Source organism: Paenibacillus hunanensis, from assembly GCF_034055775.1.
Classification (GTDB): domain Bacteria; phylum Bacillota; class Bacilli; order Paenibacillales; family Paenibacillaceae; genus Saccharibacillus; species Saccharibacillus hunanensis.
On sequence record NZ_CP139194.1, the window covers coordinates 3158248 to 3183443 of the forward strand.

Consider the following 25196-nt stretch of genomic DNA (forward strand, 5'->3'; position numbering starts at 1 on the left):
TTGCGGTATTTTTGATATGCTGGTAGTACCGTGTATTTGTTCATGGACAACTCTTATAAGGTGGGAAGCTGGGAATGTTGGACTTTTATTCGCATTTTTCCTGGATTTTGCTCGTAATCAACTTATTTCTAGCATTATTCATCGTTTTTCTGGAGCGTCGTAATATTGGGGCAACCTGGGCATGGCTGATGGTCTTGCTATTTATCCCGATCGTCGGCTTCATCGTATACCTCTTCCTCGGACAAAATCTTAGCCGGGTCAAACGTTTCCGGTTACGTAAAGAATTCCGCTCGATCATCGAATCGGTCGTTAATGATCAACGCGCCGAATTTGAAGACAAAAAATTTCGCTTTAACGATGCCTCGATCAGTCAGTATCACGAGCTGGTACATCTGCATCTGATCAGCAACTACTCTCTGTATACGCAGGACAATGAAGTACAGATCTTCTCCGATGGTGTGAAAAAGTTCGATGCTCTGTTCCGCGATATTGCAGCAGCCAAGGAATATATTCACATGCAGTATTACATCATCCAGCGTGATGATCTCGGACGACAGCTTATGGCGGCTTTGACCGAAAAAGCGAGACAAGGGCTTACGGTTCGCCTCGTATATGATGCGTGGGGTAGCTCCAAGATCAATAAAAAGTTTCTTCAGGAATTCCGTGATGCTGGTGGACATGCAGCCGCCTTCTTCCCACCTAGTATTCCACTTATTAACTTCAAGGTAAATTACCGGAATCACCGCAAAGTTGTCATTATCGATGGAGAATGCGCCTATATCGGTGGCTTTAACGTAGGTGATGAATACCTTGGTCATGTGAAAAAATTCGGCTACTGGCGCGATACGCATCTACGCGTTGAAGGCTCCGCTATTTTGCAGTTGCAGACTCACTTCCTGCGCGACTGGCATCTGGCGCTTAATACACCGATGGATCGAGATTATTCCCTGTTTGCAGTATCCAAGCCATTTGAAGGTAATATTGGCATGCAGATTGTATCCAGTGGGCCAGATAGCAGCCTAGAGACAATTAAATATTCATACATCAAAATGATCTACGAAGCGAAAAAAAGCGTTATGATCCAAACGCCATACTTTATTCCCGATGAGAGTATGATTACCGCGCTCAAATCAGCCATTTTATCCGGTGTACAGGTGTCTCTGATGATCCCTAAGCGTCCGGATCATCCAATGGTATACTGGGCATCGTATTCCTATCTACAAGAGCTGCTGGAGCTGGATGTTCATTGCTATCTGTATAACAAAGGCTTCCTCCACGCTAAAACAATGGTCATCGACGGTAAAATCGCTTCGGTCGGAACTGCCAATATGGATATTCGTAGCTATAAGCTGAACTTTGAGATCAATGCAGTCGTCTATGATTCGAAAACAGCTACAGAGCTACAAGAGTTATTTCTACAGGATATTAAGGATAGTGATGTGCTGACACTGGAAGGCTACAGAACACGTCCGTGGTATCGTAAGGTGATTGAATCCTTTGCACGCTTGTTATCTCCGATTTTGTAGGGATTGGTGTGGTTAAGCTGTTAATACGAAGGTTAAAGATTTTGTATTTTATACGAATCGTAAATAGGTGATAAATATGTAAATAGTAAGATGCCGCACGCTCGTTATGAGATACGGCATTTTTATTTTATACTATTATGAATTTTTCATATCATGATTTTTTATAAAATTATCAATTGACTTGCTTCATCTCTCTTTGCTGAATGGATGGTGAAAGGAGAGGCTTTAAGCTCATCTTTTTTATCTATCAAAATAGATATCACCCATCACAGATAGCGAAAATGGTATTGCTTCCATGCTATTGTAAATGTTCAACTTACGTTCCAGCACGTTAATCTCCTAGCACACGTACAGGCTCTCCTTTTAAAAACTGCACAATATCCTCTACCGCATCCTCATAAAAGGAACGGTAATTATCATCGGCTACATAGCCAATATGCGGCGTTGCCAGTACATTCGGTAACGAGCGCAGCGGATGATCTACAGGTAAAGGCTCCTGTTCAAACACATCCAGCCCGGCTCCCGCGATTCGATAATGCTGTAGCGCCTCGATCATCGCAGTCTGGTCGATCAAGCCTGCACGTGAGGTGTTAATCAAATACGCGCCAGGTCGCATATGTGCCAGTTCCTCTGCACCGATCAGATGGCGAGTACGCTCGCTTAATACCATATGAACAGAAACGATATCGCTTTGCTCCATTAACTCGTTTAATGTAGTACACGCTTCTACCCCTGCTTCCTGCGCACGTTCAGCAGTCAAGTTGGGACTCCATGCGATGACGCGCATATCCATCGCCTGCGCAATGCGTGCCATCCGCTTACCAATATGTCCCAAGCCGATTAAGCCTAGCGTTTTACCGAACAGCCCCATACCTACTGTCGTCTGCCAGGCTCCACCTGTGCGAAAGGCCTCATTCTCTGCAACCAGATGGCGGGTAAGTCCAAGAATGAGCGCCCACGTTAGTTCAGTCGGTGCTGCTCCTCTTCCTCTCGCACCACAGACCGTGACACCAAGTCGCTTGGCAGCTTCAATATCAACCGAAGCATTGCGCATCCCTGTCGTCACGAGTAGACGCAGCTTCGGCAGCCGTTCCAGTACCTCTGCCGGAAATGGCGTACGCTCACGCATAATAACGAGAATATTGCAGTCCTTTACGTTGTGGATTAGCTCTTCTGTCGTTTCCAGTGGAGTCGAATAGATACGGGTATGCACCTGTCCATCTAATACAGACCAGTCTGCCATCCGTAAAGCCACCTGCTGGTAATCATCTAAAATAGCGCATTGAAGTGTCATCTTGATCCAACCTTTCGGTGTAATATATGGAGCCTGTCCAATAGCTTAGAATGAAATGATCGATCATTCGGCTACGATATACTCCTGCATGATCCAGATCGTAATTCTGCTGTCTATTATACTCTTAATTGATTAGCAGCAGGATGGCAGATGATGAAGATGTTTTTAGCTGACTAGTGATGAGCATGATCTTTTAGAACTGCATGACTGACTTCGTAAATTGTGACTGCATAGATGGTACATAGTCCAGGTAGTATCTGAAAACTCAATTGAGTCTACTGTTTAACTCGCATGATCCTTTTAACCATATATAAAAAGGTAAGCTATTTGGCTTTGTAAAAATCACTTTTCATTAAATCTCGTCTCAGGAGATCACTCACACTGGAAAAGAAAAATATAGATTCTCTTTAGCAAAAAGTACAGAGAAATGGAGTATATTATGGAGTTTTCAGACATGTCCTAAATTTAGGCGGGAATTATAATATATAAAATGTAATGTATAGAACGTAATCACACGAACATCGAACCAAATAAAGCCGTACATAGACAGGCTCCGTTGTATAGCAAAAATAAAACTCCTTTCAGCAGAGGAAAGGAGTTTTATTGGCAATGGGATATTATGTTATAGGATCAGGAAGTAAAACGAGGTAACCAATCACCATGCGCTTCGATCAGATCATCACACATCGCGACGATATCGTCCATCGACAGCTCGGCAGCCGTGTGTGGATCAAGCATAGCAGCATGATAGATATGCTCTTTCTTGCCTGTCATGGCAGCTTCAATCGTTAGCAGCTGTGTATTGATATTCGTGCGGTTCAGTGCCGCAAGCTGTGGTGGCAGATCGCCGATATAGGTTGGACTAATGCCTGAACCATCAACCAGACATGGAACCTCCACACAAGCCTCACGTGGCAAATTCGTAATCAGGCCCGTATTCATCACATTACCGCCGATTTTGTAAGGACGATCAGTTTCCATCGCTTCCATAATGTGCGATGCATATTCCCGGCTACGAGTATGCTGGATATTTTCGCTGGCAAATAGCTTTTCGCGCATTTCCTTCCAATCTGCAATCTGATTCACACAGCGGCGTGGATATTCATCGAGTGGAATATTGAAGCGCTCGATTAACTCTGGATAATTGCGCTTAATAAAGTATGGATGGTATTCCGCATTATGCTCGGATGACTCGGTCACATAATAGCCAAACCGATGCATCAGCTCATAACGAACCATATCGTCATGCTGCTCCTTTTGCTTTTCGCGTGCTAGGCGCTTGATCTCTGGATACAGATCCTGCCCATCTCGCGTGACTTCGAGCAGCCATGCCATATGGTTGATGCCCGCCACCTTAGCCACAACGCCCGTCTGATCGATCCCCAGTGCTTCAAACAGATGCGGAACACACACCTGTACACTATGACACAAACCGACTGTTTTAATGCCGCCATGTACATTCATCACATTCGTCAGCACAGCCATCGGATTAGTGTAATTGAGGAACCACGCATCCGGACAGACTTCCTGCATATCGCGTGCAAAATCGAGCATGACCGGGATTGTACGTAGATTACGGAAAATACCGCCGATACCGAGCGTGTCGGCAATCGTTTGACGCAGACCGTACTTTTTCGGAATTTCAAAATCTGTAATAGTGCAAGGATCGTAACCACCGACTTGAATCGCGTTGATCACGTATTTCGCTCCGCGCAATGCTTCTTTCCGATCATGATACACCTTTACAGAACAACGACTTCCAAGCGAGCTTGCCATACTTGTCAGCAAGCGCTCGGAATCACTCAGACGCTCTGAATCGATATCAAACAGCGCTAATTCAAAGTCCTGCAAGGCTTCCGTCATCATAACGTCACCCAATACATTTTTCACAAACACCGTACTGCCCGCACCGAGGAATGTAATTTTATTCATTTCACTTTCAGCCTCCTTGAACATTGGTATATCCCAACTATAGGCTGAAAAGGTGGTTTCTGCTATGGTTCAAAGCATTTGAAAAATGGTATAATGCGAGATTTATTAAGTGGATTTTAATTTCAATCTTCGGTATACGCAGGACCATATCCTGTAGGTTGTGCAAATTGCTCATCAATAAAATCAATATCACCACTGAATGCCCATCTACCATCCTGCATTTTTTTAAACTCACTAAGCTTTTTCTCAACTCTTGGCTCACCAGAGTTATAACGAGCAGTATCATAATTATTCAGTGTTTCCAGTACTAATGCCTTATTATCGGTTACCGTTATAACTTCTGCATCTATAGTTTCTCTTCGATCATCTGGCATATCAAAAAAATACTGTAACTCTTTTTCAAATTGTTCTTCACTATACGGATTCCCTTCCTCATCCACCGTTTCACTCAGGTTTGTCCAATAAGCGATGGACTTCACATCCTTGTTATTGTAAGCCTTGTAGTATTGATTCGCATCTTCCTTCACTTTAAGAACTAGATCAGGTTCTGTTTTTAGTTGCTCCGCTTGTTTTTGCAAAACATCTTCATTAATTTGTGATGTATATCCATCCAGAATTAATCGAACCTTCCAATCGCCATTTAATTTCTTCATCCACACTCTAGATTGAACATAAGAATGTATAGGCAAACTATTGTTATAAACGGTATATTCTAATTCCAACTCAGCTTTGTTCACCGAACGATCATAACTTAATTCATGAAGCTTAATATTACTTATTGTTATTTTTGAATCGACTGGATTTCCGTATTCGCCTGGTAAAAATGAGCTCAAGAAACTAGGATATTTCTCATCATATCCCCAATTCAAATAATCAGGATGATATAATTTCAAATTCATTTCTTTCACATGCTCATAATCTTTTAAATAAGCCATAACAAGCTTTTGGATCGCTTTATCCTGGCTTTTACCTCTGGTATTTATATATAACTTCTTAGCTTCTTTTTTGTATGAACTATCATATTCAGTCAGCAAAGTTAAAGATTCAACAGGAGCATAAACGACACCCTTAATAACCTTCAGATCCTCCGAAAATGAACCGCCTTCAGTCATCAAATAAATGTCTCCTTCTTCGACATGAAGATAAAATATTCTGGTCTCATCTGTTATTTCATTTGGGCGATAGCTCATTTTCCATTCTTTGATTCCGTCTTCATTGGTATAATCAATCTTCATTCCAGCTGTTTTGCTAAATGCTGTAACTGGAACCCATACGGTATCCTTTTGAAAAAATCCTTTTACCTGATTCAAAGGTTTTCCATCTAAAACGATGCTCACACTTTGACGTTCATTTGCAGACTGCGTTTTGTGATCAGCTTGTGTGTGCTGCGCTGCATCCACAATCCCTGGCTGATAACCTGCTGCGAACATGCTACCTGCAAGCATAATCTTACCTGCTGTTTTCCATAATGAAATTTCCTTTAACATTGGATACTATCCCCTTTATCAGTATGTATATTTTTTTATCTATACTTCATTTCATTGTAACGGTTTGCTTGCTATCTGTCTTTAATATTTAAAGCCCAACACCTGATATGCAGAGAATATATGAAAAAAAATTCCAATCCCCCTCTTGACCTTTTCCAAAATGGCTCCTATAATCGAGAACCAATAACACATTTTGGCGATGATCGGAGACAAGATTCCCTGCTGTGCTGCTCAGAGAGAAGAGCGATTGCTGCGAGCTTTTCCAGTTAACGGTTGAGGAATTACCACTCTGTAGCTGTAATCCCGAACATGAGATGAATCGTTTGACGGTATGATGGAATAACGAATAGATGCTGGATTGCCGCTGTTAGCAAGCGACTGCCTAGGGTGTCTGGTCCCAGACTTATGCAGTTCTTACTCCCTGCATCATTATCTATTCTGCCATTCAGCTACCACTCGATGTTGCGATTCCGTCCACATGATTAGGAATTACCGACTCATCCTCGTTACCGGATGCCAATGAGGGCCTACGCTCCCAGTGTGAACACTGCTATGCAGATTCCGCTGGAACGTCAGGCTGAACTAGGGTGGAACCACGAGCCAAGCGCACTCGTCCCTGCTGGGACCTGTGTGCTTTTTTGCGCTTTCTATTCACTTTACATCATTGGAGGTTTTATCTATGTCAAATCTGCATCCATCTGCTAATGCTCCATTCAAACCACAGTCTCCTTCTGCTGCACCTCATGCTCATGCTTCTGCTTCAAGTGTTAATCGTTCCAACGAAGATGTTCATTCCGCTGCGGCATCTGATGAAATTCAAGTACAGCTACCTAACGGCTCTGTACGTCTCTATCCTGCGGGTGAATCCATTGCCTCAATTGCACGATCAATCAGCCCTGCACTGGGAAAAAGTGCTGTTGCCGGTCTATTAAATGGACAACTTGTTGACATTAGCACTCCCATCCTTTCGGATGCTCAGCTCGAAATTATTACTCCTGCTCATGAAGCAAGCTCTGCCATCTATCGTAGAAGTGCAGCTCATCTGCTCGGTCAGGCGGTGCAACGTCTATATGGCGTCGATGGAGTGAAGTTTGGCGGTGCAGCTGTAACAGAGCAAGGCTTTTATTATGATGTAGAACTGAAGCATTCTCTGTCTGAAGCAGATTTGCCAGCGATTGAGCAAATGATGAAGCAAATTGCATCGGAACAGCAACCGCTGCAACGACGCGTCATCGAGCATGCTGAAGCGCAAGAGCTATTTCATCTGGCGCAGCAGCCGTATCAAGCCGAGCAACTGGAGAATGGAATCACTCAAGGAGTAGATCCTATTGTCATTTACCAGCAAGGCGATTATGTAGCACTGGAACATGGGCCACTCTTATCCTCCCCTCAGCGTCTACAAGCCTTTCGCCTAATGAGTGTGGCGGGTGCATACTGGCGTGGGGATTCATCCGGTCAAGTCTTACAACGCATTCAAGGCGTGGCTTTTACAGATCGCGCTGAGCTGGATGAGCATTTGCAATGGTTACAGGAAGCACGCCGACGAGATCATCGCCGACTTGGACGCGAGCTCAAATTATTTATGTTTTCAGACGAAGCACCAGGGATGCCCTTTTACTTACCGAAAGGCATGCTGCTTCGTACAGAGCTGGAGCAGTTTTCTCGTAAGCAGCAGCTCCAGCGTGGTTATGAGGAAGTGCGGACTCCGTTTATGATGAACCAGCAGCTGTGGGAGCAATCCGGGCATTGGGATCATTATAAAGACAATATGTATTTTTCCGAGGTAGATCACGAGCATTTTGCCTTGAAGCCGATGAACTGTCCGGGGCATATGCTGATTTATAAAAATGAACTGCGTTCGTATCGCGAGCTACCCATCCGGATGATGGAGTTCGGACAGGTGCACCGACATGAATTTTCCGGAGCGCTGAATGGCTTGATGCGCGTACGGACATTTTGCCAGGATGATGCGCATATTTATGCCAGACCACAGCAGATCGAGGCTGAGATCGCACGTGCAATGGAGCTGATCGACGATATGTATAAGGTGTTCGGATTTGAATATGAGATTGAGCTGTCAACAAGACCAGAGGATTATATGGGCTCGGAAGAGCTATGGGATCAGGCAGAGCAGGCACTGCAAAATGTGCTGGAGGCGCGAGGTGTAAACTACCGGATCAATGCAGGTGACGGTGCCTTTTATGGTCCAAAGATTGATTTCCATATCCTTGATGCGCTTCGCCGAAGCTGGCAGTGCGGTACAATTCAGCTCGATTTTCAAATGCCTGAGAAGTTTGATCTATGGTATGTGGGCGAGGATAGTGTGAAATATCGTCCTGTTGTCATTCACCGTGCGATCTATGGCTCGATCGATCGTTTTCTTGGCATTTTGACTGAGCATTATGCGGGTGCTTTTCCACTCTGGCTTGCACCTGTACAGGTCAAAGTACTGCCTGTATCCGGTCATTATGAGGATTATGCATTGCAGGTCAAATCGATGTTGGCTCAGGCAGGCTTACGTGCTGAAGTGGATGGCTCCAGTAATAAGCTTGGCTATAAAATGCGCGAAGCTCAGCAACAAAAAGTGCCTTATATTCTGGTCGTTGGTGAACAAGAGCAGCAATCTGGCTCGGTTAATGTACGTCAGCATAGCGCCAGCGAGCAGCAGCAGCTGTCTATTGCAGAGCTGATTCATAGGCTGCAAGTAGACGTGCAGGAGGGTCAGCTTATCGATGCGTGAGCCCACTAAGCTGGTCAAAGCAATAGACGGCTGTATGTAGTGACTCGCATAGACTCTGCTAGCTCTAACTGGTTCGTTTCTCAAAAATCTGACCACCCGGGCATGATTAATATTCCTTATACACGGTTAACGGTGAATGGAAGCAATCAATCCATAGTACAATCAATGTACTGCTCATTTTTAGCTGAAATATACTACTCATTTTCAGCCACTATCAGCCACTATCTGTATGTCTACGCTTAGAAAGGAGTGAACAGCATATGTCCGATCATAACAAGCTAACGACCGTACTCATTAATGATGTTGCTTTAGCTGCTTCAAGCTATGAGCTTACAAAGCAACCCTCAGCTGATGGTACGGAACGCCAGCTGCTGTCGATTGACTTTGTCATTACAGGTGGACAGCAATACCATGACGTTACGTCAACATTGTATCAGCCTGTCGTTGAAGTGAGCGTACCCGAGTATGAGGTGCATTTTCAGGCGAGTGTGCATAGTTACTTTACATCGATCCCTCGCTTGGAAAAGGAAACCGATACAGTGGATGTGCATTTGGAGTTAATTGAAGCAGGCTCTTAAAGAATACGATCATTTCCGAAGTACGCAGAGCAAATAGCAAATACTATAGAATAGATACTAGACTATTGGATGCTGTAATATAACGTCTTATATATAGAAGAAACTCATTTCATTTCTTCTTGTTAAAGACGGCTAAGCAACAGTCAGGCATTCGTAAATAGAGCCGGTAAACAGCGCATACCCTTTCGAGTCGCTCTTATATACTAGCGCACTTGATATTTTAAAAGACAGCTCAAAAAGATAAAACGGACACTTCCTGCGGATTGATTTTACGATCATCCGATCAGAAGTGTCCGTTTTATTTTGTACTTTGTAATAGCATTGCATCATTCCATACAGGAATCTCAATCATCGTCCTATCCGTACCTAGCGTCCTTTAGAACGAGCATTATCTATATCAACCACACTATTACTGAACATAGTACGATCAAAGCTTCACACCGATCATCCGTTAGATTTACTGATTATTCCCATTGTAAATGGAAGTGCTGAGCCAGTCGCGATGTACGTAGCTTGGCATATTGTCGATCGTGCCATACCAGCGTCCATTGCGATTTTCAGTGTACTCTTTATATTGTGACCACGGATAGCCCTGTTCTTCATAGAAGCGTGATACCTGTACATTCTCATAACGCTGATTCATCGTACTACCGACAATATCATAGCCAGTGAACGCCTTTTTTGCAATGGAGGTAACGCGCTTCACTGATGTGGAATTGGAGTCACTATCTGTCCATTTTGTAGGCGCGATCAATACCTGTGTATTGTCGACAACAAAATAGGCATTATAGTACGTATCGCTGCTCACCGTTTTCGCCAGATAGAACTTCACATTTTTCACCTGATTCGTATCATACTTTTGCACACTGGAATCGCCATAATAGAAGCCGTTGGAGCGAATGTATGGCAACCAGCGATGTGTACCCGTTTGATAGGAATAGCCTGCTTCGATCGCTTTACCGCTTTCTGCATCAAAGCCATAATATACCCACGGCTGCTCGCCTTGTCCGAGACCGCTTACTGTAGGCAATGTAATATCAGAAGTAATACTGTCGAAGCCTTCAAAGCCCAGTTGTCTGCGCTCAAATGCCCCTGTATTCCCACCATTCACCTGCTCTACCGGAATCGGATTGTTCGGATCGAATTGAGTCACACTGGTTGTATTATCCGGTGCATTGTCATTGTCACGCTTCGCCGCTCCCAGATAACCGCGCTTGGAGCTATACACTTCACCTGTCACGGTCATATACGTATAGTCAGCTTGTTGAAGCTGATCTGCGGACGTTTCATCCGCTGCGGCATTACTCACAGGCTCGCTTCCTGTCAGATCGCGCAGCACAGCCGATTTTTGCTGATCAAAAAACTGCTTGTTCACTTCCGGCTGCTGTGTGTCGGTTGCACTTGTTGTGTCTGCTGGTGTGCTTGATGTTGTGTTTGCTGTAGCTGCTGGGCTGGAGGCTGTGGTCGAGGCAGCAGGGCTAGCCGCATGTACAGCTATCGCTGGAGTTAGAGCCGTCAATAGCAGGCTCATCGATAAAAGCGTTTTGAATGTCTTCATGATGTCTTCCTTTCTGTCTTAAAATAATCTGAAATTCGATTGATTCAGTGACCCAAAGTCATTCCCGACGTTCACTGTTTCTATATGTATGCAGCGAGCCAGCTTGCATGGAATGGCAAATAAGGGTAATGACGATTACAGGTCTTTCTATACATTAACATGAACAGCCAGCAATTTGAAATTTTGCCTGTTGTCTGTCTCTAGTTGTTGTTCTTTTGTAAGCCATATAATGGTTTTCGATAACTTTTACGGCTAAAACTAAACTTTTTTCAAATTCGTCAACTTTTTTCGAGAAATTGTGCAACCTTTTTTGATTAGCCAACGTAATATATAGTATACCTAATAAAAACACGTAAAATAGTTTGAAATTAAGGCTGTCGTCTGCCAAATGGCTGGATTTGCGGTATTTGTTATGTTTTGCTGTCAACGCCGCTGTTTGTCGTGCTTGTACGTCGCTATCGTTCATCCATTATTCATACTATAATGGTAAAGTTGCAAAAAAACGAACGACGCTTTTGCATAGCTACACCTGGATTCAAACTTCATATGTACAACGAAAGGATCGAGATTATTATGAAAAAAATCGCTTACTCGCTCTCCGCTGCCCTGCTGGCAGTATCCCTGCTTCCATGGCAATCCGCTAACGCTGCCACTACCGAAGCGCCTGTTGCCGTAACACCAATCGCTAATGAAATTACCGTACAAACGGAAGCTAATTTCAAAAATGCTGATGATGTTAACTCCTTCATTATAAATGCGGCACGCAATCATGTATCGGTGATCAATATGAGTGTGAAGCAAGACAGTGATGTGAACGGAAATTCTGGCTATGCTTTTTATGATAGCAAAATCGTAAAAGAAGCTCCCGGCTATGACGGCTTCGATGCACTGTCGACAGTCATTGAGCAGGCTCATCAATACGGTATCAAGGTTCGCGCATGGATTCCACAATTCCAGGACAAAGCAGCTATTGATCGTAACTCGACATGGCAAATGCGCAGTATCGACGATAGTGGTCGAATCAGTACGTACACCGGTCAAAATGGTAGCCAATACTATGTAAATCCATTTGAACAGGACGTACAAAACTACGAGCGCTCGATCGTTAAAGAAGTCGTAACAAACTATAATATTGATGGTGTTGTACTGAGCGGTATGGACTTCGATACGAATCGTGTAGATATGAATACGAACACAATCACAAGCTTCCGTGCTACAAACAACTTTGATCCGAAAAAATTGGATTTTACGAAGAGCGACAATGCCAACAAAGTGGCACAATGGAACAGCTGGAAAGCTGATCAACTCGCTGCTTACATTAAAGAAACAAGCAATGATATTCGTGCAATCAAGCCTGCATTGCCAATCGGCGTACAGACAGATGTAACGAATACAGAGGGTACAAGTCCAAATGTAGCAGCATTCAGCGCTTCGGTGGATTTCATTATGCCAGTGGTTGCGTCTGATCTGACTGCTGAAGCAGTTTATGGTAAAGACGGTATCGTAGCTACAACGGAAGCACAGGCAAATGGCAAAACAGTTATCCCTGTATTGAATCCAGACCTTAGCACCAGCCATGTAGTTGATCTGTACAACGGTCTGCGTACGGAACAGCCTGAAATTACAACAGTAAACTATACAACAATCGGTCAATACACCAATGCTTTGCTTGGTAATGTTGGCTTGAACGCAGGTTACTAATATCCCCATAGTTTAGTAACAGATGTCTCATTACGCAATACTCATATCCTTGAACCTCTACCTCTATTTTATTAGATTGTAGAGGTTTTTTATTGGATTCAGAATATAGCTTCTCTCTCCCTTCTCGCTTAAATGCGCACGTGCCATTGGCATTCCATTAACTTGAATGTTACGATACATACACATCATTTATACCGATACGGAGGTGGAGTAGCTTGAAAAAATGGATCTGGATCGGGCTAATGGGAGCAGGATTGCTGGGATTAGCTGCTTTTGCAAAAGACACGCTACAGCTAGGCGATCCACCTCAAAATCAAGCCTACGTGCAAGATTGGAAGCTCGCTGCGGGCACAATGAAGCAGCTGGATATTCAATCGGATTATGAGATTGCAGTTGATTTTGCACCGAGTACCGATGGTCAGGATCATGTGACGATTAAGGGTGCAGTTATCCCTGATGTGAGTAAGCAGCTTCAACAAACCGAGCTACAAGGGGGCGTGTTGCAGCTGCATCTTGGTACACAGCAGCGTAGCTGGCAGCTGGTCAAGCCACGTGTTCAGCATCATGTGCAGTACATTACGGTACAGCTAGCCAGACCGGATAGTCTACAGCTAGCAAGCTTTCGCTTAAAATCGGCGCAGACCAATTTGAATCATGTGCAGGCAGGGCAGATTCGTGTACAGGCTGGCTCTGGACGCATCAAAGCACAGCAGCTTTTGGGTGATGCTGAATTAACCACTTCGGATGGCGATATATCGATTCAAGACTGGAACGGCTCCAAGCTTACTGTACAAAGCGGGTCAGGGCAATTACAGATTGGCAAAGCGATCGGCAATGTTCATACCGCTACCGGCTCCGGTGAGCTAGAGATCGATCAGCTGGTGGGAGATGCAGGTATTGAATCTCATTCAGGTAATGTGAAGCTTGCACTGGCAGGCTCTCATAATATTAATGTAAAGGTGCGCTCTGCTGATGTAGAGATTGCTACTAATGCCTCTTTTGCAGGTAGCTATAAGGCGCGTTCAGTAACCGGGCAGACAGAGATACCACATACCACGGTAACAGGATCATCGCATATTAATGCGTATTCGGAATCCGGAAATATTGCGATTAAGCGGAGCAGTCGTAGTAGCTAATCGTTAACAATACGTCACAATAGTTTGTTTATGCTAAAAATATAGTTGGGATGGCTGGATTTTTTTGGTTTTTTAGTATACAACAGAATTAGGATATATTTAATCGCTTATCTAAACAATTTAACTAAAAAACTTAACGATGTGATTAATTGATCCTTTTTCGGGCACGTCCCATCAATCGACCATGCTTCTGTGTTGGGAAGCTGTCGTCTGGAGTGAACAATGACCAATCCACATATGAATCGGAATGCCAGCTGGCATCCATCGAGTCTCGCTAGACTCTACGTTTATGAAAGCCATCCTATCTATATTCAGCGTATGCTCGCTTATGTTCTATCCTGGTTACAGCATAGTGAAGCTAGTCAATTGATCCTGATCGACCATCTCCCTGTACTCCGTTTACTGGAGCAAGAGCTAGAATGCCTTGACCTCTCGCCAGAGTTACTTCAGCGCATTCAATATATACCTGTAATTTCACCCGTACTGCATGATAAGCATGCTCAAACGTCAATAGCTCCTGCCTTATCACCTCAAGCTCCAACTGCGTTTACGAATGTAACAGTTCCTCCTTTTTCTATACCTCATGCTGATCAATCATGGGTTCAACCACCAGCAACCGACATAACAGAGGATAACTGCCTTCATTTCGTCACTCCTCCTTTACCAAATGAAGCTATGCCTTCCATTCAGCTGGCACTTGCACAGGGTAAAGCTGTTCATATATGGCAGCAGCTCAGTAACGAGATGATAATGAGCTGGCTATGCTCATTATCTGATGCCTCGCTATCGCCGACGGTGGATCCCACTACAGAACCTCAACAGCAAAAGCTCCCCTTCATGAACGCTTCGTTATCGTCAGATTCACATACTAATGTCTCCTCTTCATCTATACTAGCAACCGAACAAGCAGTCGCACCTGGTAACTCTCTATCAACAGATACTACAGTGAACGATTCAACTTTTATTTCTACTGCTGCTTCTACTGCTGCTGTTAGTTCTAATCCTCCATCGACTGCTGAGAACCCTCATAAAAGCTCCGATCAGCAAAAGACCTTTTCGCAATTGGATTCACCATCTATTCATTATGTATATACTTGTGACGGTAATCAGTTATCTGCTGCTACCTTGCTACGTCTTATGAAGTATATCTCTGTGCTACAAGATGATGAAATGGTTGATTTTATGGCTCATTCATCGCTTGCCACTGGAACGTTTGCCGATCCCATCCCTGCTCATCTTAACGCTGAGGTGCCAGCTGCACAATCCGATTCGGTAGCTTCGATATCATCTATGTTATCCCAGTCATCTATATTGTCATCACCATCCACGCCAGCAGTTTCTACAGTAGATACCTCTACGTCCAGACTATATCAAGAATTAGATTTTCTATCGATTATGAGCCATGAGCTACGGACACCGATGAATGGCATTCTTGGAATGTCTCAGCTATTGCTGGAGCTTGATGGTATGGATGAGCAGCAGCTCGCTTATGTACGCATTATCGATAAGAGCACACGCTCATTACTATTTATGCTCAATGATATTTTAGATTATGCCAAAATGGATGCAGGCAAAATGGAAATGGTATACGAGCCGCTGCATATTGCTGCTATGATGGGCGAGGTGCTGGATATGATGCTGGTCAAAGCAAGTGAAAAGGGCTTGCATGTATCGTTATCCATTCATCCGCAGGTGCCTGAGATGATTCAAGGTGATAGCAAGCGATTGCGCCAGGTGTTGTTGAACCTACTCAGTAATGCGATCAAATTCACCCTACAGGGTCATATACACATCGCTGTAACGCCTACCTCCGCTACGCCAGAGGGCGGCTTACTACAATTCAGCGTGACCGATAGCGGGATCGGAATTCCACAGGAGCAGCTGGAGTATTTATTTCAACCGTTTCATCAGCTGCATAATCCGATTACCCGGCATGATGACGGAACCGGGCTGGGGCTGGCGATTAGTAAATGTCTGGTAGAGCTAATGGGTGGCACGATCTGGATCGAACCTCAGCAGAATGGCGGAACGCGTTTTTCCTTCACTATTCACTGGCTTTCGCTGGACGATCATCACGCATTAGAAGATATCAATACAGGAGCTATCTCAGGTGGGGCTTCTGCATTGCATCCATGAATGCAGAGCATTTAGCTTGGAAATGTACAGCCATGTTTGGTTGCTGTAGTTGTAGTTGGGTTGGGTTGGTTTGATTGGTTTTATTAGTTCTCATAAGGTTTCATGAGATTTCATTGCTAATACCACCTCTTATTAACAAAAAGAAAAAGCCGTAGCTACAGGGCAGCACAATTGCCTTACTCCCTGTCAGCTACGACCAGTACGTCCATATTCCGCGCTCCACGCAGTACCTTTTTCAAAATCGATTCTCGCCCCCAGCGCTTCCAGCGTGGTGTACTCGATTGTCCGATCACCATCTGTGTTGCTCCGTGACGTGTGGCTTGCTCATTAATATGGTTCGCAAGCTCCTTCATACTCATCCGCCCTGCACGATATTCAATGTAAAATTCTCCACCTAATCGTTGTGTCAGCTTCAAGAAGCGCTCTGCCTTCACGCGTTCTTCCTCTGCCATTGTGCCCTCATTGCCAGCATGAATATACGTCACGACTAGCTTGGCTTTTAGACGATAGGCTGTACGGAAGCCGCGCCGAATCAGGCGTTCTGCTTCATGATCCAGCTTAACGACGACAAAGATGACTTCTTCTCTGCGCCATGGGCCGCGCAGTGATGTGTTACGCTCCCATGATTCAAGCCGTTCGTCCACATCGTCTGCAACCTCGCGCAGGGCAAGCTCTCGTAATGCGATCAGATTGCCCAGCTTGAAGAAGTGATTCAGAGACTGCTCGATTTTGGCAGCTGCATAGATTTTGCCCTCACTTAGGCGCTGTCGTAACGTTTGCGGTGTCACATCGATCAACTCTACTTCGTCCGCCAGATGCAAAATGGAATCGGGCACTGTTTCACGTACGCGAATACCTGTAATTTGCTCTACTGCATCATTCAAGCTTTCTAAATGCTGAATATTTACGGTGGAAATAACAGAGATACCTGCGTCCAGTAGTTCACGAATATCCTCATAGCGCTTGGTATTGCGGCTACTCGGAACATTCGTATGTGCCAGTTCATCCACCAGCACCACCTCTGGGTTACGTGCGATAATCGCATCTACGTCCATTTCCTCCAGCTGTCGATCACTGTACAAAATACGCTTGCGTGGGATAAGTGGTAGCTCCTGCACCTGCTCCGCCGTTTCCTTGCGGCCATGGGTTTCAAGCAAGCCGATCACCACATCAATCCCCTGGCGCAGCAGCTCTCTGCCCTCGCGCAGCATCGTATACGTCTTGCCCACACCGGGTGCTGCACCTACATATACTTTAAATGTGCCACGCTTGATGCTTTCGATCTGACGCTTGATCTCATCGGATGGCAGACGACGATACGTTTCTGGCTTTTTCACTGCCGATGTACGCGCGGGTAGAATCCGCTCGCCCTCCTGCTCCGCACGATCTGCCATCAGGAAAATATCGATATGGCGCGTATGCAGGAGCAGTCCATTTACAATCGAGCTATTGATAAGTTCCTGCCAGCGCTTCTGACGGGAGTGTCCCAGCACGATTCGCGTAACCTGATGCTCACGTGCATAATTGACCATTTGTCTGGATAAGGAAAAGCGTGAGCGAATTAGAATCTCTTCAAATACACCGCCAATCTGCTCGGTCAGCTCACGAAATGCACGCTTAAAGGTACGTTCCTCCGTCGTCAGCTTGACTCCGCGATTACGAAAAGAAGCGACCAGCAGATCGCCACTCAGACGGCGAGCAATCTGCTGACCACGACGAATGTAGATCGAGCCATTCCAGTGATATTGCACAAGCACCATAATACGCTCTGCGGTACCACTCGGCCCGGTTAATCCCTGCTCTGCGCGATGCTTCTCCAGCAGATCGCCGACACCTTCGGCAACCGTTCGTAGCGCCAGCTCACGCAGCACCGCCAGATTGCCACGCTCAAAATAAGCACGATCTGTGCTACCATTCAAATGCCCTGCCAGATCACGCTGCAAAATAACCTCTGGCGTCACATCGATCAGACGAACCTCGTCTGCCTGTACCAATACATCCTCAGGTACAGTGCACTCGACTTCACGTCCGAGGTAATGACGAGCAAGCTGTGCTGCTCCCTCCAGCTCATACACATTGACTGTAACCATAATGCTAATGCCTTTACGCAGTAAATACTGGATATCTTCCCAGCGTGTTGCATGCTCTGCTTCAGGACGATTACGATGAGCGAGATGGTCAACGAGCAATACCTCTGGATTACGACGCAAAATCTCTTCCACATTCAAATCCTTTTGCTCACATTCCTGACCCTCGGCATTCTGCTTCATCCAGTGAATACTTGGGATACGCTCCAGGTCGCCAAGCTGCTGAACCGTCTCCGGCCGCTGCAAGGTGGAGACAGCACATAATGCTACGTCCAGTCCCTCCTGCTTGAGCAGCTGACCATCACGTAGCATATGATAAGTTTTACCGGAGCCGCTAACGGCTCCGATATAGATTTTTAGTTTGCCCTGTTTAAGGCGAGTAATCATGTCGAGCAGCTCTTCAGGCGACTTTCGTCTGAACGTACTCATGAGCCTGAGCCTGCTTTCAATTGCTCCAGACCGATGTTCAGCTTCAGCACATTAACTGCTGAATCGCCCAGCATCCCGAGCTGTGGTGGATTCGTATTCTGAGTGATCAAGGCTTGCAGCTTGTCCTGCGAAACTCCAGTCAGCTTACTAATGCGTGGCACCTGCGCCATGGCAGCAGCCGGGCTAATATCAGGATCAAGACCGGAGCCCGAATTCGTAATCAGATCCATAGGCAGCGAGGATACAGGCACATCCGGATTTTGCTTTTTCCATTCTTCGATAGATGCCTTCATGCGTTCCATCAGCGCTGGATTAGATGGCGCCAGATTCGAGGAACCGGAGCCGTTGGCGTTATAATCGACACTGGATACACGTCCCTGGAAAAATTGTGGGTCTTTGAACTGCTGTCCGATCAATTCGGAGCCGATCACCTGATTTTTACTGTTGTAGATCAAGCTACCTGATGCTTGATGGGGCATCACAAGCTGCGCGATGCCTGTAATTGCAAGCTGATATATAACGCAGCATATAATAAACAATATTGCACTCGTTCTAAGGGTCGTCCATACCATTTTAATAGCCATATTCTGTCTTCTCCCGTTCCTTAATATAAATAGATTAGATCATCACCTGAATAAGCATATCGATCAGCTTGATTCCAATAAACGGAACGATCACACCGCCCAGACCATAAATGAACAGGTTACGACGAAGCAAACGAGTGGAGCTCATCGGACGATAAGCGACACCTTTCATCGCCAGTGGAATCAGAATCGGAATAATAATGGCGTTAAAGATCAGTGCAGACATGATTGCCGATGTTGGTGAATGCAGATTCATTACGTTTAATACTTGCATTTGTGGGATAGCAACCATGAACATCGCTGGAATGATCGCAAAATATTTGGCGATATCGTTCGCAATACTGAATGTAGTCAGGCTACCACGCGTCATGAGCAGCTGCTTACCGATCGCGACCACTTCGATAATTTTGGAAGGGTCAGAATCAAGGTCGATCATATTAGCTGCTTCCTTCGCTGCTACGGTACCACTATTCATCGCAATCCCTACATCCGCCTGCGCCAGTGCAGGCGCATCATTCGTACCATCTCCGGTCATCGCCACGAGCTTACCCTGCGCCTGCTCACGGCGAATAACAGCGATTTTATCCTCAGGTGTACTTTCAGCAATGTAGTCATCTACCCCTGCTTCACGAGCAATGGTTGCGGCGGTAAGCGGATTGTCACCGGTACACATAATCGTCTTAATCCCCATGCTGCGCATCTGCTCAAAGCGTTCGCGCATACCGGCTTTTACCGTATCCTTCAAGTAAATCAGACCGTAGATCACATCATCCACTGCTACAGCTAACGGCGTACCACCTGCCGTAGCGATGCGATCACTACTTGCTTGTAAGGAAGCTGGTACATGACCGCCCTGCTCGATGACCCAGTTTTTCACAGCGTCGACGGCGCCTTTACGTACTTTGCGTCCGTCCTTCAGATTCAGACCGCTCATGCGTGTCTCTGCTCGGAACTCAACGACCTCAGCTCCATAAGGAAGCTCCTGATCAATCGTCCAGCCTTGCTTTTTCATCAGCTCCAGTACAGAGCGTCCTTCGGGTGTCTCATCCTGCGCCGAGCTCACCGCTGCCCAGTGACCTAACTCTTCGGCGGTATGACCGTCTGTCGGAACGAACTCACTTGCCATCCGGTTACCGTATGTGATGGTACCTGTCTTATCCAGAATGATCGTATTGATATCACCGGATGCTTCAACCGCTTTACCCGACATTGCCAGTACATTAAAGCGAGTTACCCGATCCATTCCTGCGATACCAATCGCTGACAGCAGACCTCCGATTGTCGTTGGAATCAGGCAGACCAGCAAGGAGATCAATACCGGAATCGGAATATGAATACCGAGATATTGCGCCATAAATGGCAGAGTAACAACAACGATCAAGAAAATAATCGTTAAGCTAATTAGTACCGTATTAAGTGCAATTTCATTTGGCGTTTTTTGACGCTCTGCGCCTTCGACCAGACTAATCATACGATCCATAAACGATTCGCCTGGATCACTTGTAATACGTACAGTGATCTCATCACTAATGACCATCGTGCCACCTGTTACGGAGCTAAAGTCACCGCCTGCCTCCTTAATAACTGGAGCAGACTCACCCGTGATCGCTGACTCATCGACAGAAGCTAGACCTTTGACCACTTCACCATCACCAGGGATCATTTCTCCCTGATGAACGACCACCAGATCGCCTTTACGCAGGGAGGTCGAAGGTACTTCAACAATTCGTTCGCCGTCCAGCTTGCGCGCAGTAATTTCCTTCTTCGTCTTTTTCAGTGAATCTGCCTGCGCTTTACCACGTCCTTCTGCAAGCGCTTCGGCAAAGTTGGCGAATAGGATCGTTAACAGTAAAATGATCGATACGGCAATATTAAAGCCTGCCGATATGGAATCACCAAATGCGCCCGGTACAAATATAAGCAACACGCTAATGAGCAGTCCAACCTCGACCACGAACATGACCGGATTTTTCATCATTAAAAGCGGGTTTAGTTTTACAAAGGATTGCTGTAATGCTTTCGTTATCAGATCCCGGTTCATCACGGAAGCTTGATTTTTCATTGCTGATTCCTCCACCTGATTATCCTCATATAATATAGCTTCATCATCTGTATGAATGCTTTACTCTACTTCAACGTAAGCTGCTCGGCGATTGGGCCAAGTACCAGCGCTGGGAAGAAGGTCAATGCACCAACGACCACAACGACTACAATAAATACACTACCAAACAGTGCCTGGTCGGTACGCAGCGTACCACTGCTCTCCGGTACAGGTGTCTTCGCCAGCATCGAGCCAGCAACTGCAAGCAAAGTTACCATCGAGAAGAAACGAGCAAGCATCATCACAATACCAGTCGATAAATTCCAAAATACAGTATTATCGCCTAACCCCTCAAACCCTGATCCGTTGTTAGCCGCAGACGATGTAAATTCATACAGAGCTTGCGTCAGACCATGGTAGCCTGGATTCGATATCGTATTTGGAAATACCATCAGTGCGATGGTCGTTGGTGCAAGGATTAGCAGCGGCTGAATAAGCAGTGTGACTGCGATCAGCTTCATCTCTTTCCCCTCTACCTTACGACCGAGGAATTCAGGAGTACGACCAACCATCAAGCCCGAAAGGAACACAGAGATGATCGCATACATCAGTACGTTCATCATACCGACACCCGAACCGCCGAATACGGTATTCAGCATCATATTACTCAAGGCGATCATACCGCCAATTGGTGTTAATGTATCGTGCATCGTATTGACTGCACCTGTCTCCGACGCGGTAGTTACCACCGAGTATAATGAAGATTCCTCAATACCGAATCGAACCTCTTTCCCTTCCATAGAGCCTGCACTTTGCTGTAATCCGAGTTGATTGATAAGTGGGTTGCCTTGATGCTCTGCATATAATGAAGAGCTGAGCATGATCAGGAACATAATTGCCATCGATACAAACAGGATTCGTCCTTGCTTCGGATTACCGACAATGCGTCCGTACGTAAATGGAAGCGAGATCGGCACGAGTAGCATCAGAAGCATTTGCAGCAGATTACTGATCGCATCTGGATTCTCAAAAGGATGGGCAGAGTTGGCACCGAAAAAGCCACCACCATTGTTCCCCATTTCCTTAATTGCAAGGAAGCTCCCAATTGGGCCCATGCCGATCTGTTGCTGTGTTCCCTCCAGCGTAGTTGCTGTGACGGACGTGTGCAGCGTCTGCGGTACACCCTGACTAATAAAGATCAATGCAGCGACCACGCATAGTGGCAGCAAAATACGTGTAATCGCACGTACCAGATCGACGAAAAAGTTCCCCATCGGCTTACCAGCCAGACCACGCATAAACGCGATCGAAGCGGCAATACCTGTCGCTGGTGAGACAAACATCAAGAAAATAATAGCCGACATTTGCGAGAAAAGGGACAAGCCACTTTCACCGCTATAATGCTGTAGATTCGTATTCGTTAAAAAGCTAATCGCTGTATTAAAGGCAAGATCCGGGCTCATCGCCGCAATACCTGCTGGATTCAGTGGCAGCTTATCCTGCAAACGGAAAATAATATACACGATCAATAGTATAACGGTATTGCTAACAAGTAACGCGACCAGATACTGCTTCCATGTCTGGTTATTTTGCCGGATACCACCCAGCTTATAAATGATCTTTTCCAGTGGACCAAAGAAGCGATCCAGCTTCCCCGGTGTATAATCAAATGCACGGGAAATGTAAGCTCCCATTGGACGCGCTAATAACAGCGCAATTAGTAAGGTTAATGCAACTCCGATATATGCGAACATACTCACTCACTCTCTCCTGCCTGTTTAAAATTTTTCCGGATAGATCAGGGCGTAACACAAGTACACCAGCAAGCCTGCAATAATGAGCCATAATAGCCAGATCATTGTTCTTCTCCTCGCTCTCCGATCACTCTGGATGACCAGATCCCCAGTCCACCAAGCCCGAATGCCATGAGTAAAATGAGCACAATCATTAAAATGTCCAACATGGTTTCTTTCCCCTTCAGCATCAACATGCGTGAGATTAAATTTGATTTTCATTGCAATTTGACTTCACATCAAACGATTTTGAGTCGAAAAACACGAAATTAGGCGCAAAAAAAGAAGCCTCGGTAAAAATCGAACTTTTCACCGGGCTTCTTCCGTGCGTAACCGGACTGACACATAATGATGTGCAGACCAGGATGACGTAAGCCGGATATAAGTTCTTCCTGAATCGCTGACGAGGTTAGCTGTCGGGTTCGGGCTGGAAGATTGCCCGTTCCGGCATTGCCGGAATTCACCCCGTGTCAGTTGCCCTGCTGGAAGCATGGTCTGACGAATGGTTCCCCCGCTCTCCTGTAGCTATCTCGCAAGCACGAGTCGACAGGAGATTAAGCGTGTATCATGTAAAAGAGCTACGATCGATGATCATAATGATCGTATTGAGGTTCAAATTGTCCACAATCCTCTACGCTGTTTGAATGAGCGAATAGATCACTCTTTTCAACACAGGTAGTTCAGCACAACCACCAGTCTAGTGCGTCTGGCTTCAGAAGCTAATGAGCGTTAGCAAGGCATAAGAAAACACAGAGCGTCTATACCCTGTGTCATGATGGCACAAGTTCCACACTCCTCTCCCGACTTGCGCTTACGAGGTTAGCTGTCGGATTCGGGCGGTGAGAGTCGCCCTACCATCAGCGCCGGCCCCATGGTTACCGGCGCTGACGGATTCACCCCATGCAGATGATCAACGGCTCTCACACCTTTGACATGCTGCGAATTGGTTCCCCCGTTTTCCGGTAATGACCGGAAACTCAGCAATAAGAACAAGAAACTTCTGAAATTCAGTTGTTTGATCTGGACAAATGCCGATTCGCATCTGTACGCTTCCTGCTGCACCGATCGTCTGGACAGTCTGGCGTAGCACGATTGTGCTTTCCTGCTGCTGTGCGCTTCGGCGAGCATGAGAGAAGTCGTTGCGATCGCGAATCTCTAAATCCTGAAATGTATATTACTCCTGTAATTCAGAAGTGTAAAGCAGATCAAAAAGGCAAAAAAAGCCGTGGATTCCCACAGCTTTCTTTTTTGAAAATGCAGTAAAAGGATACCTTCCGCAAGCTCCTTTTTTCTCCTCATAACGCTCATTATCTCCAATTTTACATTATATTTCAGTGTTTTCAGTTTACTTTTCATCTCATTTCGCAAAATGATATGTCATTATTCACACTTGCAAAAATAAGTATATATCGACTGCTCAGGATGCCATTGGTCTACTATAAAATGGTTATGGTATACCTGTTACTAGTGATAAAGCTTCGCCTGAAGTAATCGAAAAATGACGCTTTTACGCCAAAATTAAAACAAAGCTATTCCAATGAGTGGTACATCGCTATTGTTTGACCATCCAGCGGAAAGAAGCCTTCAGATAATTCATATAGCCGAATTGCCCAGAAATGATGCTCTTCCTGCATCGCCTGCGCATCAATCTCCATATAATAATGAGTCAGCGTATCTAGCAATGAATCCAGGTCTAGAACGCGATCTGTACAGACTGCTTGCTTGTCGATCAGCTGTTGGAGCACTACACTCGTAAAAGCATGATAAAAGCTAATAAAATGATGCCATGTATCATTGCAATAGGCTATACGATACGAATCCTCCTCCTGGTACAAATAGCCGATCCATTGCCTCTCCCATGACAGGACAAAGTAACCGCCCAGATCCTGCCCGAAGACGATCCATTCCTTATTTTCATAGAGAAACCGATAAAACTCTGGATAAAACTGGACGGCATAATGCTCGTAGGGCATTAACAGCGCTGTCTGCTGTCGCATATGTATCAGCGTAGAATGGGCAGTAAGCTCTTCCTCACGTAGCAGACTAAAATGTTGCTCGATCTCATGAATCAGTGGCTTCATATAAGATTCACCTCAAGTGGATGGGAATATCGTTCACTTCAATCTACTCTGTATTGTATAACCATACAGGCGACATCTATAAAAGCCCGTCGA

Annotated in this window: 16 protein-coding genes and 2 riboswitches; of the genes, 6 read left to right on the top strand and 10 right to left on the bottom strand. The window is 45.5% G+C overall.

The genetic code is table 11. From position 1 onward, the window contains the following. Positions 1-74: 74 nt before the first annotated feature. The gene (gene cls / locus SK066_RS12760; protein ID WP_320541774.1) at positions 75-1526 is read left to right on the top strand and encodes a cardiolipin synthase; all 1452 of its coding nucleotides are present in this window, start codon (positions 75-77) and stop codon (positions 1524-1526) included. Between the two features lie 331 nt (positions 1527-1857). Here the strand turns inward: cls and SK066_RS12765 are convergent, their stop codons facing one another. The 3 genes from SK066_RS12765 to SK066_RS12775 all read right to left on the bottom strand — a co-directional run bounded on the left by SK066_RS12765 (position 1858) and on the right by SK066_RS12775 (position 6239). Continuing rightward, a complete protein-coding gene (locus tag SK066_RS12765) occupies positions 1858-2820 on the bottom strand; it encodes a D-2-hydroxyacid dehydrogenase family protein (RefSeq protein ID WP_320541775.1) in 963 nt (320 codons plus the stop codon). 630 nt (positions 2821-3450) lie between these two features. After that, positions 3451-4752, bottom strand: a complete 1302-nt coding sequence (gene melA, locus SK066_RS12770) for an alpha-glucosidase/alpha-galactosidase (protein WP_320541776.1) — start codon at positions 4750-4752, stop codon at positions 3451-3453. A gap of 122 nt (positions 4753-4874) precedes the next feature. Then, entirely contained in the window at positions 4875-6239 is a 1365-nt protein-coding gene (locus SK066_RS12775; RefSeq protein ID WP_320541777.1) for a Cif family virulence factor, read from the bottom strand. 679 nt (positions 6240-6918) lie between these two features. On the opposite strand from SK066_RS12775, the gene thrS reads away from it, so the two are divergent. Further along, the gene (gene thrS / locus SK066_RS12780; protein ID WP_320541778.1) at positions 6919-8979 is read left to right on the top strand and encodes a threonine--tRNA ligase; all 2061 of its coding nucleotides are present in this window, start codon (positions 6919-6921) and stop codon (positions 8977-8979) included. Between the two features lie 260 nt (positions 8980-9239). Beyond that, positions 9240-9557 (top strand): DUF3219 family protein, encoded by a 318-nt coding sequence (locus SK066_RS12785; RefSeq protein ID WP_320541779.1) that lies wholly within the window; start codon positions 9240-9242, stop codon positions 9555-9557. Positions 9558-10014: 457 nt separating this feature from the next. Here the strand turns inward: SK066_RS12785 and SK066_RS12790 are convergent, their stop codons facing one another. Then, a complete protein-coding gene (locus tag SK066_RS12790) occupies positions 10015-11115 on the bottom strand; it encodes a hypothetical protein (protein WP_320541780.1) in 1101 nt (366 codons plus the stop codon). 573 nt (positions 11116-11688) lie between these two features. On the opposite strand from SK066_RS12790, the gene SK066_RS12795 reads away from it, so the two are divergent. The 3 genes from SK066_RS12795 to SK066_RS12805 all read left to right on the top strand — a co-directional run bounded on the left by SK066_RS12795 (position 11689) and on the right by SK066_RS12805 (position 16088). Beyond that, positions 11689-12816: a family 10 glycosylhydrolase gene (locus SK066_RS12795; protein WP_320541781.1), complete on the top strand. Its 1128-nt coding sequence runs from the start codon at positions 11689-11691 to the stop codon at positions 12814-12816. A 215-nt stretch (positions 12817-13031) separates the two neighbouring features. Next, complete coding sequence (locus SK066_RS12800) at positions 13032-13952, top strand: DUF4097 family beta strand repeat-containing protein (RefSeq protein ID WP_320541782.1); 921 nt, start codon at positions 13032-13034, stop codon at positions 13950-13952. A 945-nt stretch (positions 13953-14897) separates the two neighbouring features. Continuing rightward, on the top strand, positions 14898-16088 hold the full coding sequence (locus tag SK066_RS12805; protein ID WP_320541783.1) for a sensor histidine kinase: 1191 nt from the start codon (positions 14898-14900) through the stop codon (positions 16086-16088). A 176-nt stretch (positions 16089-16264) separates the two neighbouring features. Here the strand turns inward: SK066_RS12805 and SK066_RS12810 are convergent, their stop codons facing one another. From SK066_RS12810 to SK066_RS12830, 6 genes are all read right to left on the bottom strand, one after another. Beyond that, the gene (locus SK066_RS12810; RefSeq protein ID WP_320541784.1) at positions 16265-18604 is read right to left on the bottom strand and encodes a histidine kinase; all 2340 of its coding nucleotides are present in this window, start codon (positions 18602-18604) and stop codon (positions 16265-16267) included. Then, positions 18601-19188, bottom strand: a complete 588-nt coding sequence (gene kdpC / locus SK066_RS12815) for a potassium-transporting ATPase subunit KdpC (protein WP_320541785.1) — start codon at positions 19186-19188, stop codon at positions 18601-18603. The genes SK066_RS12810 and kdpC overlap by 4 nt, the downstream gene beginning before the upstream one ends. A 34-nt stretch (positions 19189-19222) precedes the next feature. Continuing rightward, complete coding sequence (kdpB, locus tag SK066_RS12820) at positions 19223-21250, bottom strand: potassium-transporting ATPase subunit KdpB (protein WP_320541786.1); 2028 nt, start codon at positions 21248-21250, stop codon at positions 19223-19225. A 65-nt stretch (positions 21251-21315) separates the two neighbouring features. Next, a complete protein-coding gene (gene kdpA, locus SK066_RS12825; RefSeq protein ID WP_320544878.1) occupies positions 21316-22983 on the bottom strand; it encodes a potassium-transporting ATPase subunit KdpA in 1668 nt (555 codons plus the stop codon). Between the two features lie 24 nt (positions 22984-23007). Beyond that, positions 23008-23088 (bottom strand): K(+)-transporting ATPase subunit F, encoded by an 81-nt coding sequence (gene kdpF, locus SK066_RS23160; RefSeq protein ID WP_371834022.1) that lies wholly within the window; start codon positions 23086-23088, stop codon positions 23008-23010. Between the two features lie 317 nt (positions 23089-23405). Further along, a riboswitch (cyclic di-AMP (ydaO/yuaA leader) is annotated at positions 23406-23593 on the bottom strand. 222 nt (positions 23594-23815) lie between these two features. Then, positions 23816-24015: riboswitch (cyclic di-AMP (ydaO/yuaA leader) on the bottom strand. A 536-nt stretch (positions 24016-24551) separates the two neighbouring features. Then, complete coding sequence (locus SK066_RS12830; protein WP_320541787.1) at positions 24552-25103, bottom strand: hypothetical protein; 552 nt, start codon at positions 25101-25103, stop codon at positions 24552-24554. Positions 25104-25196: the final 93 nt, after the last annotated feature.